Origin of the sequence: Streptomyces sp. NBC_00513, assembly GCF_041431415.1 — a bacterium.
Taxonomy (GTDB): Bacteria; Actinomycetota; Actinomycetes; order Streptomycetales; family Streptomycetaceae; genus Streptomyces.
The window spans coordinates 2,984,898-3,001,413 of the sequence record NZ_CP107845.1 but is presented as its reverse complement, the minus strand read 5'-3'; the positions used below and the strand labels follow the sequence as shown (position 1 = coordinate 3,001,413).

Below are 16,516 nucleotides of genomic sequence, written 5' to 3'. Positions count from 1 at the left end.
TCCCTCGGAGGATCGGTCGAAGATCAGGCCTGGGCGCGCGGATCCGCTTCCGCTTGCGGTTCCGGTCGTGCCGCCGGCGGTGCGTCCGGCAGGGCCGAGAACGGCACGACGGCCACGGTGACGTTGTCGTGGCCACCCCCGTCGAGGGCGTGCCCGACCAGTACCTGCGCGCTGTGCAGCGGCCGGACCGCCGCGTCCCGCGGCAGGATCCTGGCCAGATCCCTGGCGGACTCGGCGTAGTTCCACAGCCCGTCGGTGCAGACCACGACCACACCCGGGTGGTCGGGCTTGAAACTGGCGGTGTGCGGTTCGAGGTCGTACGCGTCGGCGCCGAGCCAGCCGGTGATGGCGTGGGCCCGGGCGTCGGCGTACGCCTCGGCCTCGCCCATCAGGCCGGCCGCGACCATCTGGGCCGCCCAGGAGTCGTCCTCGGTGAGCCGCCGGGGAAGCGCGGCCCGGTCGTCGGGAACCCAGTACGCGCGGCTGTCCCCGACCCAGCCGATGGTGAGCAACCCACCGCTGACCACGGCGCCGACCAGGGTGCAGGCCGGGGCGTTCTGGGCGCCGGGCACCTCCGGGGCCAGTGCGTTCACCGCGGCGGCCGCCGCCAGGATCGCCTCGTGCATGGCCTCCACGGGGTGCGCGCCCCGGGGGAGAGCCTCCAACAGCGCCTCGTTGGCGGCGCCGGCGGCGGCGGCCGAGGCCTCGTCGGGACGGCTGGCGGAGGAGACGCCGTCACAGACGATCGCCACGGTGGCCGCGGAACCGTCGGGAAGGGCCGTCGCGGCCACCGCGAAGGAGTCCTCGTTGCGGTGGTGGCGCAGCCCGCGGTCGCTGACCGCGGCGACGCTGCCGAGCTCCTCCTCCAGGTGGTCGCGCTCGCGGGGCTGGGCGTGGCCGCAGTGCTCGCAGTACCCGTCGGTGTCCACCCGGCCGGCGCGGCAGGCCACGCAGGTCTTGCCGGCGTCGCCACCGGCGGGGCTCGCGGGAGCGCCCGCGCTTACGGGAGCGGCGGGCGCCGGGACGGGCGGGTCGTACCGCTCGCCCGCGTCGCCGAAGCCGTGCGGGGCGGGACCGGCCGGCGCCTCGTGGGCCCGGTCGGATCCGTCGACCGGGTGCCCGGCCGGGGGCTCGGGGTGCCCGGACGGCGGTTCGGCGGCCCCCCAGGGAGCGCCCTCGGGGGGCGCGGCGGCGGCGCCGTACGACGCGCCGCGGCCGTCCGAAGGGCCCTGCGCGGCGGCGTGGCTCGGCTGTTGCTCCGGGGACGAGCCGTACGCGGTCCCAACCGGGCCCCACGGTGCGTCGGGAGTCGACCGAGCCGGTGCGCCGGTCCAGCCGGCCGGGTCCCCGACGAGGGTCGGGGCGGCGCCCGCGACACTGCCCCAGCCCGGCGCGGGCGCGCCGGCCGGATACCCGGTGGCGCCGCGACCCGCACCGGCGTTGCCCGGCGGCGCGGGTTCGGGCGCGGTGATCGGGAGGGTCGGGTCGGGATCCGCAGACGCGGTTGGGGAAGAGAGGGCGTATCCGCACACGCCGCAGAAACGGTCCCCCTCTTCCAGGGGCTCAGCGCAGCTGGGGCAGCCCGACGGCCGATGCATCGACATCAATCACACCCACGTCCGGGGACGGAAACGGTTTGCCCGCTCCACCAGTTCGATCCTCTCCTCGCCCCGCTGCGCCAGCCGAGCGAGGACGCGGTACGAGCGCTCCAAGCCGAAGCGCAGCCCCCGCTCGTCCAGTTGACTGCCGAGCAACGAGGTCCGACCGGGGTCTGCACCCCGGCCACCCGACAGTACCCAGTCCAGCGCCGACCCCAGAACCTCGGTCGACAGCCGTTCGTGCCGTTCGGCGTCGAGCCCGAACCGCGCCAACGCCTCGACCTGCGCGGCAGCCGCCGTCAGGTCGGGCAGCAGCGCCTCCTCAGGGGAGCGGTCGCGCAGGCGTGCCCGTACGGCCGCCACCCGGGCGGCGGTGTGGTGGATCGACGCCTCCGGCACCGATTCGAGGGTGCGTACGGCCCCGGCCCGGTCGCCGGCGGCCAACTGGACCCGGGCCAACCCGAAGGCCGCGCTGACGAAACCGGGATCGGTGATCCACACCAGCCGGTAGTACTCGGCGGCGTTGTCCAACTGGCCCAGGACCTCCGCGCACAGGCCCAGCGCCAGCTTCGGCGCCGGCTCGCCCGGAAAGGCGTCGTAGATCGCGTCGAAGGACAGGGCGGCCGTCTCGTCGTCCCCGATCGCCAACGAGGCGATGCCGCGCGTCCACACCACCCGCCAGTCGTCCGGATGTCGCACTTCCAGTTCGAGCAGGGCCTGTCCGGCCACGGCCAACTCGCCCAGTTCGAGCCGGGCCCGCAGCTCTCGCAGCCGCAGCTCGGCCGAGTCGGCGGGCGCCGCACCCAGCGCGCCGAGCAGGTCGGCGGGAGCGGAGGCGAGCAGGCCGGTCAGGAACCCGGCGTTGGGGTCGGCCGGATCCACCAACGGCACCGGCAGGGCCAGCGCCGCGCTCCGGGCGTCCAGGATCGCGAGGCCGATGCCGGCGTGCAGCGGCCCGTGGGCCTGCCGGGGCACCGGCGCGGACAGGAGGGTCGGGCCCGGGGCGGGCGCGACCGGGGCGACCGCCTGCCGGGGCAGGAGCGGCGCCGCGGCCGACACGTGCGTGGCGGTGGTCCCCAGGACGGCCGCCGGGGCCGACGCGGGCGCGCCCCCGGCGAACACGGACGCCACCGGCCCGGACCCCGTCGGTACCGGGCCCGTCGGCGCGGGCACCGGCGCGGGCGGGACGGCGACGACCGGCGCCGGCGCGGTCCGCCCGGATCGCCCGTGTCGGCCCTTCGGCGCGGTGGAGCGCGCCCCCAGCCGGGACGCCTCCGCCCCCGCCTCGTCGGCGAACAACCGGTTGTCGGGGACGTGCAGTTCCGGCCCGAACAGGGTGGACAACTGCGGCCGGGGCTTGCCCGTCTGCAGCGCCACGACCTCGCGCAGCACCCCGGTCAGCTGGTCGGCCATCTCCTGCGCGGAGGCGAACCGCCGCCCGGGGTCGGGGTCGGTGGCCCGTACCAGCAGCCGGTAGAAGGACTCGTACCGCCCGAAGACCTCGATGTGCTCGGGATCGGGCAGGGAGTCCACGAACACGTTCGTGTAGCCCTGGAAGTCGAAGGTCAGCACGGCCAGCGTGCGCGCCACCGTGTACAGGTCGGAGGCCACCGACGGGCCCGTCTCCGCGACCTCCGGGGCCTGGTAGCCCACCGTGCCGTAGATGGCCGACTCGTCGTCGTCCATCCGGCGGACCGCGCCCATGTCGATGAGCTTCAGCTGGTCCTGCTGCTGGATCGCGTTGTCGACCTTGAAGTCGCAGTACAGGAGGTTCCTGCTGTGCAGGTGGCCGAGCGCCTCCAGCGCCTCGATCCCGTACGCGCAGGCCTGTTCCACCGGCAGCGGATCGCGTCTGCCGTCCGGCCGGCGGCGCTCGTTGGCGATCTCCTTCAGCGACTTGCCGCCGACGTACTCCATGACGATGTACCCGTCCAGCGAACCCGTCCGCTGGTCCAGGTGCTCCACGAAGTTGTAGATTCGCACGATGTTGGAGTGCTCGATCTCCGCGAGGAAGCGCCGCTCGGAGATCGCCGCCTCCATCGCGTCCTGGTCGCCGGTGTCCAGCAGGCCCTTGAGGACGACCCAGCGGTCCGAGACCGCCCGGTCCACCGCCAGGTACACCCAGCCCAGCCCGCCGTGGGCGAGGCAGCCCGCGACCTCGTACTGGCCGCGCACCACGTCGCCGGCACGCAGCTTGGGCACGAAGGAGTACGGGTGCCCGCACTTGGTGCAGAACCCTTCCGTCCGGCCCGGCCGCTCGCCGCGCGCCCGGCCCACCGGGGCCCCGCAGTCCGAGCGCGAGCAGAACCGCTTGCGCTCCGGGACCTCCGGGTTCTCCAGCACCGCCGCCGAGGGATCCGGACGGGGCACCTCCGGTACGTTCACCAGCCCGGCCCCGAGCCGGCCGCGCCCCGAGACCGAGGGTGCCGAGCCCGAACTGCGCACCGACACCGAGCGGGCGGAGGCGGCCCCCGACAGGGACCGCGACAGCCGCCCGGACACCGAACGCCGCGAGGAGGAGGACCGGGAGGACCGTGAGGAGCGCGCGGAGGCCGAGGAGCCCGAACGCTCCGAGCCCCGAGAGCCCGCGGAGCCCGGGGAGTCACCGTGGCGCGCCGCGCTCGTCATCCCCGTCGGCGGCGAGACCAGCTCCTCCGCACCCGCCGCGACGGAGCCGATCGGCGCCAGCCCGCAGGTGTCGCAGTACAGCTCGCCGCCACCCATGTCCTCGTACGTCCCCGGGCAGCCGGGGCGACCGCACGCGGTTCCGCTCGGGCTCATGCGTCATCCTTCCCCGGCCGGTGGGGCCGGTGTTCATCGGAGCGGTCGGCGGGCGCCGTGCCCGGCGGGAGCGGTGCGTGCCGCGGCGGCGGTGGGGCCGACGATTCGGCCGCCGCCCACTGGTAGCGCAGCACGGCCTCCTCGGCGGCCCGCAGATCGCAGGGAGCGCTCCACAACATCCTTCGGGCCGTGTCGTACCGCTCGATGAGCAGCGGATCCTCCGCCATCCCGAGCCGGGCCACCTTCGCCTTGTACGCGTCCAGCCGGCCGCGCAGCTCCGCCCGCACCGCCAGCGGGGCCGTCACGGCCGTCAACGACTCACGGGCCCTGCGCAGTTCCTCGTCGGCCCGCTCCTCCAGCGATTCCAACAGGGGCGACAACCGGTGCCACTGCGACTGCCGCCGGTACTCGGCCGCCGCGGCCAACTGTTCCTGCAGGGCGGTCGGCGGCCCGCTGACCGCGGGCACCTCCGACGCCGCGATCTTCGCCAGCACCTCGCCGCGCGCCGTCCGCGCCTCGGCCAGCGTCCGGTCGGCCCGCGAGAGCACGTCCCGCAGGCTGATCAGCCGCTGCTCGGAGTCCTGCCGCACGTCGAGGACCGCCTCGATCTCCCGGCGTACGTCGTCCAGGGCGCGGGCCGCCCGGTCGTAGCGCCCGGTGTCCGGGCGGCCGCCGCCCGGGGCGGAACTCCCCGCGGCCGCCGACCAGAACGCCAGCGGATCCGCGATCACCCGCGCGCGCAGCTCCGTCAGCTCGGCGGTGATGTCCTCCAGGTCGTCCCCCGACGGGTGCTCGCCCGGCCGGATGCCCACCGAGCGCGCCAGGGAGCGCGTCCGGTGCAGCTCGGCGGCGAGCAGGTCGATCCGCGCGGGCAGCGCCGACCAGACCGCGTCGGCGGCGACCACCACGTCCAGGGAGGACGCGTACAACCCGTTCATCCGGGCCACCAGCTCCGCCAGCGAGAGCCGCTCGGCGAGCGCGGCGCCCTCCACCCCGGCGCCGGCGATCAGCACCCCTGGCCCGCGCAGCCGCTCCGTCAACTCGACCAGGTCCTCGCGGCTCGGCCGGCGGCGCCGTTCGCGGATCTCCCGGGCGGCGCGCAGCGCCCCGCTGTAGGCGTCGAAGAGCGTCCACAGTCGGGTGATCGCCGTGTCGGCGGCGGTCCACCGCTCCTTCGTGACCCCGGTGAGCGCGGCGCCCTCCAGCAGTCGCCGCCCGGAGTGGTCCTGGAGGGCCAGCAGGGAGGTCTCGACCGCCTCGTGTTCCGCGCCGAGACGGCTCAGCGCGCGGTCCACGTCCTCCCCGTCCATGACCGCCGCACCCTCCTGCGGACGACCCGGTCCGACCACACCGCTCATGTAGGGCTCTGCCTCCGTCACGGGCCTCAGCCGTCCCGGTACTTGGGCGCGGGCGGGGCGGTCACCTTGGGCAGCACGGCCTCCAGGTGCTTGCGGTAGGACTGCATCCAGGGGCTGCCGTCGCCGCCCGCGCGGTAGTCCTCCAGCACCTTGTTGACCCGGCGCACCAGATCGGAGGCGTCCTTGTTCATCGCGATGCCGTAGAACTCCCGGGTGAACGGGGAACCGACCAGTTGCACCGAGGGGTCCTGCGCGGCCTGGCCGGCGGCGAGGGCGTTGTCCGTGATGATGCCGTCCACCTCGCCGAGCTGGAGGCGCACCAGGCAGTCCAGCTGGTTCGACACGGAGACGGACCGGGACCCGTACGACCGGGACTTGAGCGCGGCCTCGGCGGTGGAACCGGTCGCCGTGCAGATCCGGCGGCCGTTCAGGGAGGCGTCGTACCCGGTGATCGGCGAACCCTTGGGAGCCAGGACCTGCTGCCCCGCCTCGAAGTACGCCGTCGAGAAGGCGACGTCCTCCAGCCGCTTGCAGTTGATCGTCATGGTCCGCACGACGACGTCGACGCGGTTCTCCTGGAGGGCCGGCACGCGCTGGCTGGTGGGGATGGCCCGGTAGATCACCGCGTTCTCGTCGCCCAGGATGTCCTTGGCGATGGCCTTCACCAGCGCGATGTCGAAGCCGTCGAGGTGGCCGTCGGGATTGCGGTAGCCCCATTTGAAGCTGTTCTGGTCCACGCCCGCGACGAGCTTGCCCGCCTGTCGGATCCGCTCGATGGTCGGGCCGTCGACGCCGGACGGGCGCAGGCTGGCCTCCGGGTCCTGGCAGGTGTCGGTCGGGCCCGCCGGCGCGATGGCCATCGTGGCGGGTGGGCGGACCGGGCCGGAACCGCCGGTGTCCGGCGTGGCGTGGGCCAGTGGCAGCAGCACGACGACGGCCGTCACCGCGCAGGCGGCGGCCATGGCGCTCACCCCGCCCCAGCCGCGCAGGCGGCGCGTCACCCGTCGCAGTCCGCCCGCCCCGGGGACGCCGTCGGCGCCGGTCCGGCCGTCCGCGCCGGCGTCGCCGTCCGCTCCGTGCCCCTGGTCGCGCCCCGCTCGTATCCGCATCGATCTCACCTGTACTCCGAAAGCCTGCGACCGATGCCGAGCAGTGCCGCCGCCGCGCCGACGACCGCCAGGGCCGCCGCTCCCGTCGTCAGCCCGCCCAGCGCCCCGAGTCCGCCCCGGGCCGCCTGAGTGAATTCCCGCTGCTCGTGGACCACGGCCTGCTCCAGGGAGGCGTCCACGGTGTCGAAGGAGGCCCCGCTGCTGTCCTTGTGGTCCTTGTCGCCGACCACCTGGACCAGCGCGAGATCGTAGTCGCCCCGCATGTCGCTCTCCCGGGCCGAGGCGTGCCGCTGCTTCCACTGCGTCACACCGGCGACGGCCTTGGAGACGGGTTCCTCGCCGCTGTCGTCGTCGGCCAGCCGCAGCGCCGCCGACAGCCGGGTGTCCAGTTCCTTCATGTTCTTCGTGTAGTCCACGTCGTACTTGTCGGACTTCTTGTCCTCGGCCAGCACCGCGCCCCGCGCGACCAGCGTCAGGTTCTCGTTGGCCCGCGCCTGGAGGGAGGCGATCCGCGCGTCGTTGAGGACCTTGAGGGACTCCTGCCCGTCCGACCGGGCCTCGCTCAGCCCCGATCGTGCGACCGTGGTCCCGACGACGAGCCACAGGAGCACCACGACCGAGGCGGCCGTCGCCGCGACGAGGCCGTGGTTGAAGACCCGGTTGGTGCGCCGGTAGTTGCGTCGCTGCGCCCACGCCAGGGCGCCGATGCCGAGCAGACCCGCGCCGATCGAGGCGAACGGCCAGGAGCGGGCGTCGTCGTAGTCCGTGTAGAGGCGCCCCGTCTCCGCCTCGTAGAGCCGCTGGGCCGCCGGCAACAAGACGGTGCTCATGCGCTCGTTGGCGTACCGCAGGTAGGCGCCGCCGAGCGGCAGCCCCTGCCGGTTCGTGGCCCGGGCCTGTTCGATCAGCCCGGTGTAGCGGGGCAGCTCCTCGCCGAGGAGCGCTATCTCCTTGCGGGACTCCCCGCCGGCGCCGGTGTTGGCCGCCGCGCTCACCAGCAGCCGGGAGGCGTTGGCGATGTCCTTCTCGTACCTCTGGCGAACCTCGCGGGGTTCCTGGGCGCCGGCGAGGAAGCCGCTGGAGGAGGCCGTGTCCGCATCCGCGAGTGAGCGGTAGATGTTCGCCGCGTCCGCGCTGAGCGGCTGACTGTGGCCCACCACGTCGTCGGCGGCGGTGGCCCGGTCGGAGATCTCCCACACGGTGACCGCGCCGAACAGCACGACCAGGGCGGCCAGCACGGCCCCGATGATCCGCAGCCGGCCCGGTTCGGTGGTCGCCGCCTCACGCAGCAGGTCCACGCCCTCGGCCCAGGCCGTTCCCCGGCCGGGCGGTTCGGGCGTTCCCGCGGGCGGCCCGGCGGGCGGTGCGGAGACACCGCCGCCGGGCGCGGGCGCGCGTGATGTGATGGCCACCGTGACCTCCCCCTCGGTCCTGAAATCCCCCAGCCACCGCTGGAAGGTACCCCCGTCGCAGCAGTATGGACGTAGTGGAGGTCAACCACAGCACCCGGTGTCGGCTCTCGGGTGATACGTCCCGAGCCCGCCCCCGGTGTCGTCGTCGGGCCCCCGCCGCGCCGCTCCCGCCACCCCTTCACCGTGTATACGTCCACACGACCGCCACGGTTCCAGACGGGACGCCCCCCGGGGCCGGTTCACCCGAAATGGGCACGGAGTTTTTCACGGGCCCCGGCAGGCGCGCCCAGCGCGTCCAGCCCCAGCAGCCCCGCCCCCAGCACCGGCGGAGCCACGATCACCGACATCCGGGCCAGCGGAGCCCGTTCGGCGAGCCCCGCCTCGACCCGCCCGTTGAGCCGCGGATGCCCGGCCGCGAGCACACTGCCGCCCAGCACGACGGGAGTCGCCTCGCCCAGCAGGTCGAGGCGGCCCAACGCCACCGAGGCCATCGCCACCACCTCGTCCGCCTGCCGGTCCACGATCGCCGCCGCCACCGGATCGCCCTCGGCGGCCACCGCGAACAGCACCGGCACCAGTTCGTGCGTCCGCCGCTGGGGTGCCCCGCCCAGGTGCAGGGCCTCGATCAACTCGTACATGGAGCCGAGACCGAAGTGCCCGGGCAGCGCCCGCGCCAGCTCCGTCGGCCCGCCCCGGCCGTCCTCGGCCCGGGCCGCCCACCACACGGCCTCCTCGGCGAGGCCGGCCCCACCGCCCCAGTCGCCGGAGATCCGACCGACCGCCGGGAACCGCGCGGTCCGCCCGTCGGGAAGCATCCCCACGCAGTTGATGCCGGCCCCGCACACCACCGCGACCCCGCGCGCCGGCCCGGTGTCCGCGAGCCCCGCCCGCAGGATGGCGAAGGTGTCGTTGCGGACCTCGGTCGCCGCGCCCCAGCCGCGCGCGCCGATCGCGTCCGCCAGTCGGCGTTCCTCGACCGGCAGGTCGGCGTTGGCCAGGCAGGCCGAGACCTGCGCGGCGTACGGGGCGCCCGGCCGCGGCCGGGGCAGTCCGGCGGCCTCGGCGGCCTCCGCGACGGCCCGAGCGAGCACGTCCACGGCCGGTTCGACCCCGACCCGGGGCGGTTGGAAGCCCCCCGACCGTCCGGTGCCGAGCACCGTGCCGTCTGCGGCGATCAGCGCCACGTCGGTCTTGCTGTTGCCCGCGTCGACGGCCAGGACCGCCGCCGGGCCGGACCGGCTCACGCCCATGCCAGGTGCTCCTTGTTGTGCGCGAGCAGCCGGTCGGTCAGCCCCTCGGCGAGGTCGAACTGCCCCACCAGGGGGTGCGCGAGCAGCGCCCGGAAGACCCGCTCGCGCCCTCCGCGCAGGGCCGCGTCCAGCGCGAGGTCCTCGTAGGCGGTGACGTGCGAGATCAGCCCGGCGTACAGCGGGTCCGGGCGCGACACGGCCAGCGGCACCGGCCCCGAGCCGTCGACCAGGGCCTGTACCTCGATGACCGCGTCGTCCGCGAGGAACGGCAGGGTCCCGTTGTTGAGGGTGTTGACCACCTGCACGGACGGGCCGCCGCCGCCCAGCAGGGCCGCCGCCAGGTCCACGGCCGCCTCCGAGTAGAAGGCCCCGCCCCGCTTGGCCAGCAGCGCCGGCTTCTCGTCCAAGGCCGGGTCCCCGTACAGCGCCAGCAGTTCCTTCTCCATCGCGGCGACCTCGGCGGCCCGCGAGGGCTTCTCGCCGAGCTCCCGGACCACCGCGTCGTGGGCGTAGAAGTAGCGCAGGTAGTACGAGGGGACCACGCCGAGCCGGTCCAGTACCGCGCGCGGCAGGCGCAGGTCGGCGGCGACCGCGTCCCCGTGCTCGGCGAGCAGCCCCGGCAGCATGTCCGTGCCCCCGGGACCACCGAGGCGTACGGCGGTCTCCCAGGTCAGGTGGTTGAGCCCGACGTGGTCGAGGTGGATCTCGGCGGGGGCCACGTCCAGCAGCGCCGCGAACTTCCGCTGGAAGCCGATGGCGACGTTGCACAGCCCGACCGCCTTGTGCCCGGCCTTCAGCAGGGCGCGGGTGACGATCCCGACCGGGTTGGTGAAGTCGATGATCCAGGCGTCCGGGTTGGCGCGCCGCACCCGCTCGGCGATGTCGAGGACCACCGGGACCGTGCGCAGCGCCTTGGCGAGGCCGCCCGCGCCGGTTGTCTCCTGGCCGACGCAGCCGCACTCCAGCGGCCAGGTCTCGTCCTGGAGACGGGCGGCCTGGCCGCCGATCCGCAGTTGGATCAGCACCGCGTCGGCGTCGGCCACGCCCGCGTCCAGATCGGAGGTGGTGGTGATCAGCCCCGGGTGGCCCTGGCGGGCGAGGATCCGCCGGGCGAGAGCGCCGATCAGCTCCAGCCGTTCGGCGGCCGGGTCGATCAGGACCAGTTCGTGGACGGGGAGGGTGTCGCGCAGCCGCGCGAAGCCGTCGATCAGCTCGGGGGTGTAGGTGGAACCGCCGCCCACCACTGCGAGTTTCATCGTGTCTAGCCCTTCACTCCGGTCAGGGTGACTCCCTCGACGAACGCCTTCTGGGCGAGGAAGAAGAGGACGATCACCGGGGCCATGACCAGCACGGTCGCGGCCATGGTCAGGTTCCAGTTGGTGTGGTGCGCGCCCTTGAAGGACTCCAGGCCGTAACTGAGCGTCCAGGCGGCCGGGTTGTCGGAGGCGTAGATCTGGGGGCCGAAGTAGTCGTTCCAGGCGGCGAAGAACTGGAACAGGGCGACGGCCGCGATGCCCGGCCTGGCCATCGGCAGGACCACGCGGAGCAGCGTCCGCACCTCGCCGCAGCCGTCGACGCGGGCCGCGTCCAGGTACTCGTCGGGGATGGTCAGCAGGAACTGGCGGAGCAGGAAGATCGAGAAGGCGTCGCCGAACGCCATCGGGACGATCAGCGGCCACAGGGTCCCGGACAGGTCCAACTGCTTGGCCCAGAAGAGGTACATCGGGATGACCACCACCTGCGGCGGCAGCATCATCATGGCGATCACCAGCAGCAGCGACAGTCGCCTGCCGCGGAAGCGGAACTTGGCGAGCGCGTAGGCGACGGGCACCGAGGACACCACGGTCAGCAGTGTGCCGAGTCCGGCGTACAGCAGCGTGTTGCGCCACCAGGTCAGGAATCCGGGGGTGTTCCAGACCTGGACGTAGTTGTCCCACTCCCAGGTGCGCGGCCACAGGTCACGGGTCAGCGCCTGCTGGTCGCTCATCAGCGAGGTGAGGAAGAGGAAGACGAAGGGGAGGACGAAGAACAGGGCGGCGGCCACCCCCAGGGAGTGCACCGCGACCCAGTGCAGCAGCGGCTTGCGGCCCCGGGGGAGCGCGGTCGAGTCGGCCATTTCAGTCACCGGATCCGATCAGTCCGCCACGGCGGCGCATGAGGAGCGCGGTGAAGGCCATGGAGAGGGCGAAGAGGACCAGCGCGACCACGGACGCGCTCCCGTAGTCGAAGCGCTGGAAGCCGACGTTGTAGACGACCTGCGGCAGCGTCAGCGTGGACCGGTCGGGGTAGCCCGGCTCGAACTGCTGCCCCGAGCCGCCGATGACGCCCGCCGCGACCTTCCCCGCCACCAGCGGCTGGGTGTAGTACTGCATGGCCTGGATGACCCCCGTGACCACCGCGAACAGGATGATCGGCGAGATGTTCGGCAGGGTGATGTGCCGGAACCGGGCCCAGGCACCGGCCCCGTCCAGCTCGGCGGCCTCGTACTGCTCCCTCGGTACGTCGAGCAGCGCGGCCATGAAGATCACCATCAGGTCGCCCACGCCCCACACGGCGAGCACGGTCAGCGCCGGCTTGGACCATTCGGCGTCGGTGAACCAGCCCGGCGTGGGCAGCCCCACCGAGTCCAGCAGCACGTTGACCGGCCCGGTCCCCGGGTTGAGCAGGAAGACGAAGGCCAGGGTCGCGGCCACCGGCGGGGCCAGGTAGGGCAGGTAGAACAGGGTCCGGAAGATCCCGGCGCCCGTCTTGATCCGCGTGATGAGCAGGCCGACGCCGAGGCCGAAGACGATCCGGCAGCTCACCATGACCACGACCAACCAGAGCGTGTTGCGCATCGCGGGCCAGAACAGCGGATAGTCCGAGAACACGTACGCCCAGTTGTCCAGGCCGTTGAAGACGGGTGGACGGAAGCCGTCGTACCGGGTGAAGGAGAAGTACACGGTGGACAGCAGGGGGTAGGCGAAGAACACCGCGAACCCGATCAGCCAGGGCGACATGAAGGCCGCGGTGCGCAGCCTCGCCCCGCGGCGCTTCGCCCGCAAGGTGCGTGTGGTCATCGGGGCTGCTTGGCCTTCGCGATGTCGGTGTCGATCTGCTTGTCGGTCGCGGCGAGACCGGCCGCGATGTCGGGCACGTCGCCCTTCTCGACCCGGTACGCGAACTCCTGGAAGGTCAGTTGGTAGGTGCCGCCGTCGGCCTGGGCCGGCGTGGTGCTCGACGCGGGGTGCCGGGCGATGTCGATGAAGGTCCGGAACTCGGGGGTCACCCGGAGCCGCGGGGACTCCAGCGCGGCCAGAGTGGAGGGCACGTTGTGGATGGCGTTGGCGAAGTCCACCACCGCGTCGGTGTCGGTGGTCATGTACTTCACCAGCTCCCAGGCGGCGTTCTGCTTCCCGCTCGCCGCGGAGATGCCCATGACCGTGCCGGAGAGGTAGCCCTTGCCGTACTCGGCGAGCCGGTCGTCCGGGACGGGCAGCGGCGCCGTCCCGACCTCGAACTTCACCCCGGCCTCCCTGGCCATCGCGGGGCGCCACTCGCCGTCGATCTGCATGGCGACCTGGCCCCGGTGGAAAGGGTGTTCGGCGCTCCACTCGTCACCGAAGGTGCTGCGGAAGCGCTCCAGCTTCTCGTAACCGCCCAACTTGGCGACCAGGTCCTTCTGCGCGGTCAGCATCCGCGCGAAGCCCGGGTCGGCGGCCAGGTTCGACTTGCCCCGCGCGTCGAACCAGCTCGGGCTCCACTGCGCGGCCAGCCGCATGGGGGTGGTCTCGTAGCCGTGGAAGGTCGGCATGACGCCGAGCCGGTCGTAGGTGTCCCCGCGGGGCACCGTCAGCTTCTGCGCGACCTCGACGAACTCGCTCCAGGTCTTGGGGGGCGCGGTGATCCCGGCGGCGGCGAAGGCGGTCTTGTCGTAGACGAGGCCGTACGCGTCGTTCAACAGCGGCAGCGTGCACTGGTTGTCGTCGAACCGGGTGTACTCCAGCAGGGTCTTGGGGAAGACCTTCGTCTTGTCGACGCCCGACTTGGCGAGGAAGGGGTTCAGGTCCGCGAACGCGCCGGAGTCGCAGAACTTGCCGACGCTGTCGGTGGTGAAGGAGGAGACCACGTCGGGGGCCTTGTCCCCGCCCGCGCGCAACGCCTGGTTGATCTTGTCGTCGGTCATGTTGCCCGTGATCCGGACCTTGATGTTGGGGTGCGCCCGCCGGAAGCGGCCGATGTTGTCCTCGATGGCCTTCACCTCGCCGGGTGCGGACCAGCCGTGCCAGAAGTTGAGCGTGACCTCGGCCTTCGGGTCGTCCGCGGCGGCGGATCCCCCCTGGCCCGTACAGGCCCCGGCGAGTACGGATATCGCCGCGAGGAGCGCGGCCGTGAGCATCGGTCGTCCGGTTCTGGGCATGGCGGGGCTCGCTCTCTGCGTGAGGGAACTTCCGTGAGGGGTGCCGCGGTGGTGCGCGAGGGGGAGGTGTCAGTGCAGGGGCTGCTGGAGGGGCCGACGGGAGGTGTCGAAGACCTCGTCACGGGTCGCGGCCAGGGCGCTCTCCAACGCGCCCCGCAGGACGGGCCGCTCGCGCACCTCGCCGGCGACCAGACGGGGGCGGGAGGGGGCCAGCTCGGCCAGTTCGGTCTCCAACAGGGCGTGCAGCGGCGCCCCGCCCGCGCCGATCAGGGCCCCCGACAGGACCACGATCTCCGGGTCGAGCACGGAGACCAGCGAGGCCAGGCCCGTCGCGAGGACGGTGGCGTACGAGCGGAGGAAGCCCAGGTGCGGGCCCTCGGGCTCGGCGGCGGCCCGCTCCAGCAGCGCGACGCCGACGGAGACCTCGGGCCCGGTCGGGACCTCGATGCCCAGCTCGGCGGCGAGCCGGGGCAGTACCTGTACGCCCGCCAGTTCCTGGTAGCCGCCGGTGTTGGCGCGGGCGACCTGCCGGACCAGGGGGTGCCCGGGCACGGGGAGGAAGCCGACCTCGCCCGCGCCGCCCGTCCAGCCGCGGTGCAGTCGGCCGCCGAGCACCAGGGCGGCGCCCAGGCCCTCCTCGTTCCACAGCAGGACGAAGTCCTCGTGGCCTCGGGCGGCGCCGAGCCGCTGTTCGGCGACGGCGGCCAGGTTCACGTCGTTCTCGTACTCGACCGGCATCGGCAGGGCCGCCGCCAGCTCGTCGAGGAGGGTGGGGGAGTGCCAGCCTGGGAGGTGGCTGGCGTACCGCAGCCGGCCGGTCTGCGGGTCGAACGCGCCCGGGGTGGCGATGACGAGGCGGTGCAGGTCGCAGCGCTGGAGCCCGGCGGCCTTGACGGCCTCGCCGAGCGCCTCGGTGACCTGGTCGACGGCGCCGGCGCCCTCGGAGTAGGGGAGTTCGAAGGTGCCGACCACCGCGCCGGTCAGATCGGCCACGGCCGCGACGATCCGTTCGGGGGTGACGTCCAGTCCGCCGACGTGGGCGGCCCGGGCGTTGAGCGTGTACAGCTGGGCGCTCGGGCCGGGGCGGCCGCCGTCGGTGCCGGTGGCCACGACCAGCCCGGCCTCCTCCAGCCGGGCCAGCAGTTGGGAGGCGGTCGGCTTGGACAGTCCGGTCAGCCGGCCGATCCGGGTCCGCGACAGGGGGCCGTGCGTCAGCAGCAGCTCCAGGGCGGCGCGGTCGTTCATGGCGCGCAACAGGCTGGGCGTACCGGGGGTGGCGGCGGGCATGGAGCGTTTCTCCCTCACCGAGATGAACTGTTAGGTAAGTTTCCTATCGCCGTTCGAGCCCTGTCAATGGCGCCGCCCCGCAGGATGTGACCTGCGGGGCGGCGAAAGCGTTCGATGCGGCGGCTACTTGGTGATCCGGGGATTGCCGGGCGCGCTCGGTCCGGGGATCGGTGTGGTGGCCAGTGCCTGCGGGGACGTCGGGTTCGACATCGCCGACGGCGCCGCCACGGAGGCCGACGGGTCGGCGGCCTCCGTGGCCTCCTCCGCGTCCGGCAGCCCGCCGATGATCCGGATGCCCGCCGCGTCGAAGGCCTCCTTGATCCGCCAGCGCAGTTCGCGCTCCACGGCGAACTGCTGACCGGGCATCGTCTTCGCCGACACCTTCACCGTCATCGAGGCCAACAGCACCTCGTCCAGGCCCAGTACCTCCACCGGACCCCACAGGCGCTCGTCCCACGGGGACTCCTTCGCCATGGCGTCCGCGACCTCCTGGACCACCTCGCGCAAGTGGGAGAGCCGCTCGGTCGGCTTGACCTGCACGTCCACGCCCGCCGTGGCCCAGCCCTGGCTGAGGTTGCCGATCCGCTTGATCTCGCCGTTGCGGACGTACCAGATCTCGCCGTTGTCGCCGCGCAGCTTCGTCACGCGCAGCCCGACCTCGATGACCTCGCCGGAGGCCACCCCCGCGTCGATCTTGTCGCCGACGCCGTACTGGTCCTCGAGGATCATGAACACGCCGGACAGGAAGTCCGTCACCAGGTTCCGCGCACCGAAACCGATCGCCACACCGGCCACACCGGCACTCGCCAGCAGCGGCGCGAGATCGATCTTCAGCTCGGCGAGCACCATCAGCACCGCCGTGCCGAGGATCAGGAACGAGGCCACCGACCGCAGCACCGAACCGATCGCCTCGGATCGCTGACGCCGGCGCTCCGCGTTGACCAGCAACCCGCCCAGCGTCGTCCCCTCGACGGCCGCCGCACCCCGGTTCATCCGGGATATGAGCCTGGTCAGCGACTTGCGGATCACCGAGCGCAGCGCGAACGCGATCACCAGGATGAAGACGATCCGCAGCCCCATGGCCAGCCAATCGGCCCAGTTCTGCTCTATGAAGTCCGCGGCGTTGGTGACGCTCTCCGCGGCGTCGTCGGTGGTCGCTGCCAGCGGTAGCAGGGTGGCGGGCGAGGGCACGGCGGGAACCTCCAGGCATAGCGGTCTGCCCGCGAGAGGTTTGTGCGGGCAGACCAACCACACTAACGGGGCACTCGCCCGACCTTGTTGTCGTCGTGGAGGGAGAGACCAGACTCACCCGGCGAGAAGGC

At 73.2% G+C, this 16,516-nt stretch carries 12 protein-coding genes; all 12 read right to left on the bottom strand.

The features are described from left to right. Positions 1-23: 23 nt before the first annotated feature. A complete protein-coding gene (locus OHA84_RS13960; protein ID WP_078998309.1) occupies positions 24-1,604 on the bottom strand; it encodes a protein phosphatase 2C domain-containing protein in 1,581 nt (526 codons plus the stop codon). A 3-nt stretch (positions 1,605-1,607) separates the two neighbouring features. Next, positions 1,608-4,379 carry a serine/threonine-protein kinase gene (locus tag OHA84_RS13955; RefSeq protein WP_266971466.1) on the bottom strand — a complete coding sequence of 924 codons (2,772 nt, stop codon included), beginning with the start codon at positions 4,377-4,379 and terminating at the stop codon, positions 1,608-1,610. Continuing rightward, positions 4,376-5,689, bottom strand: a complete 1,314-nt coding sequence (locus tag OHA84_RS13950; RefSeq protein ID WP_053674844.1) for a hypothetical protein — start codon at positions 5,687-5,689, stop codon at positions 4,376-4,378. The genes OHA84_RS13955 and OHA84_RS13950 overlap by 4 nt, the downstream gene beginning before the upstream one ends. Positions 5,690-5,763: 74 nt before the next feature. Then, entirely contained in the window at positions 5,764-6,855 is a 1,092-nt protein-coding gene (locus OHA84_RS13945; protein ID WP_371591381.1) for a glutamate ABC transporter substrate-binding protein, read from the bottom strand. Then, on the bottom strand, positions 6,852-8,258 hold the full coding sequence (locus tag OHA84_RS13940; protein WP_371591380.1) for a hypothetical protein: 1,407 nt from the start codon (positions 8,256-8,258) through the stop codon (positions 6,852-6,854). The genes OHA84_RS13945 and OHA84_RS13940 overlap by 4 nt, the downstream gene beginning before the upstream one ends. Before the next feature lie 239 nt (positions 8,259-8,497). Further along, a complete protein-coding gene (locus OHA84_RS13935; RefSeq protein ID WP_266971467.1) occupies positions 8,498-9,508 on the bottom strand; it encodes an N-acetylglucosamine kinase in 1,011 nt (336 codons plus the stop codon). Further along, positions 9,499-10,764, bottom strand: a complete 1,266-nt coding sequence (locus tag OHA84_RS13930; RefSeq protein WP_266971469.1) for a 6-phospho-beta-glucosidase — start codon at positions 10,762-10,764, stop codon at positions 9,499-9,501. The genes OHA84_RS13935 and OHA84_RS13930 overlap by 10 nt, the downstream gene beginning before the upstream one ends. Before the next feature lie 5 nt (positions 10,765-10,769). Then, positions 10,770-11,624, bottom strand: a complete 855-nt coding sequence (locus OHA84_RS13925) for a carbohydrate ABC transporter permease (protein ID WP_053674852.1) — start codon at positions 11,622-11,624, stop codon at positions 10,770-10,772. Between the two features lies 1 nt (position 11,625). Beyond that, a complete protein-coding gene (locus OHA84_RS13920; protein ID WP_266971471.1) occupies positions 11,626-12,567 on the bottom strand; it encodes a carbohydrate ABC transporter permease in 942 nt (313 codons plus the stop codon). Then, positions 12,564-13,907, bottom strand: coding sequence for an ABC transporter substrate-binding protein (locus OHA84_RS13915; protein ID WP_266971473.1), 1,344 nt, complete (start codon positions 13,905-13,907; stop codon positions 12,564-12,566). The genes OHA84_RS13920 and OHA84_RS13915 overlap by 4 nt, the downstream gene beginning before the upstream one ends. A 69-nt stretch (positions 13,908-13,976) precedes the next feature. Further along, complete coding sequence (locus OHA84_RS13910) at positions 13,977-15,194, bottom strand: ROK family transcriptional regulator (RefSeq protein WP_266947523.1); 1,218 nt, start codon at positions 15,192-15,194, stop codon at positions 13,977-13,979. A gap of 123 nt (positions 15,195-15,317) precedes the next feature. Continuing rightward, positions 15,318-16,385: a mechanosensitive ion channel family protein gene (locus tag OHA84_RS13905; RefSeq protein WP_266947522.1), complete on the bottom strand. Its 1,068-nt coding sequence runs from the start codon at positions 16,383-16,385 to the stop codon at positions 15,318-15,320. Positions 16,386-16,516 lie beyond the last annotated feature (131 nt).

Bases quoted from the DNA above. Each gene is read 5' to 3' on its own strand.
- OHA84_RS13915 (WP_266971473.1), bottom strand. From the start codon at position 13,907: ATGCCCAGAACCGGACGACCGATGCTCACGGCCGCGCTCCTCGCGGCG.
- OHA84_RS13935 (WP_266971467.1), bottom strand. From the start codon at position 9,508: ATGGGCGTGAGCCGGTCCGGCCCGGCGGCGGTCCTGGCCGTCGACGCG.
- OHA84_RS13950 (WP_053674844.1), bottom strand. From the start codon at position 5,689: ATGGACGGGGAGGACGTGGACCGCGCGCTGAGCCGTCTCGGCGCGGAA.
- OHA84_RS13955 (WP_266971466.1), bottom strand. From the start codon at position 4,379: ATGAGCCCGAGCGGAACCGCGTGCGGTCGCCCCGGCTGCCCGGGGACG.
- OHA84_RS13925 (WP_053674852.1), bottom strand. From the start codon at position 11,624: ATGGCCGACTCGACCGCGCTCCCCCGGGGCCGCAAGCCGCTGCTGCAC.
- OHA84_RS13960 (WP_078998309.1), bottom strand. From the start codon at position 1,604: ATGTCGATGCATCGGCCGTCGGGCTGCCCCAGCTGCGCTGAGCCCCTG.
- OHA84_RS13910 (WP_266947523.1), bottom strand. From the start codon at position 15,194: ATGCCCGCCGCCACCCCCGGTACGCCCAGCCTGTTGCGCGCCATGAAC.
- OHA84_RS13920 (WP_266971471.1), bottom strand. From the start codon at position 12,567: ATGACCACACGCACCTTGCGGGCGAAGCGCCGCGGGGCGAGGCTGCGC.
- OHA84_RS13930 (WP_266971469.1), bottom strand. From the start codon at position 10,764: ATGAAACTCGCAGTGGTGGGCGGCGGTTCCACCTACACCCCCGAGCTG.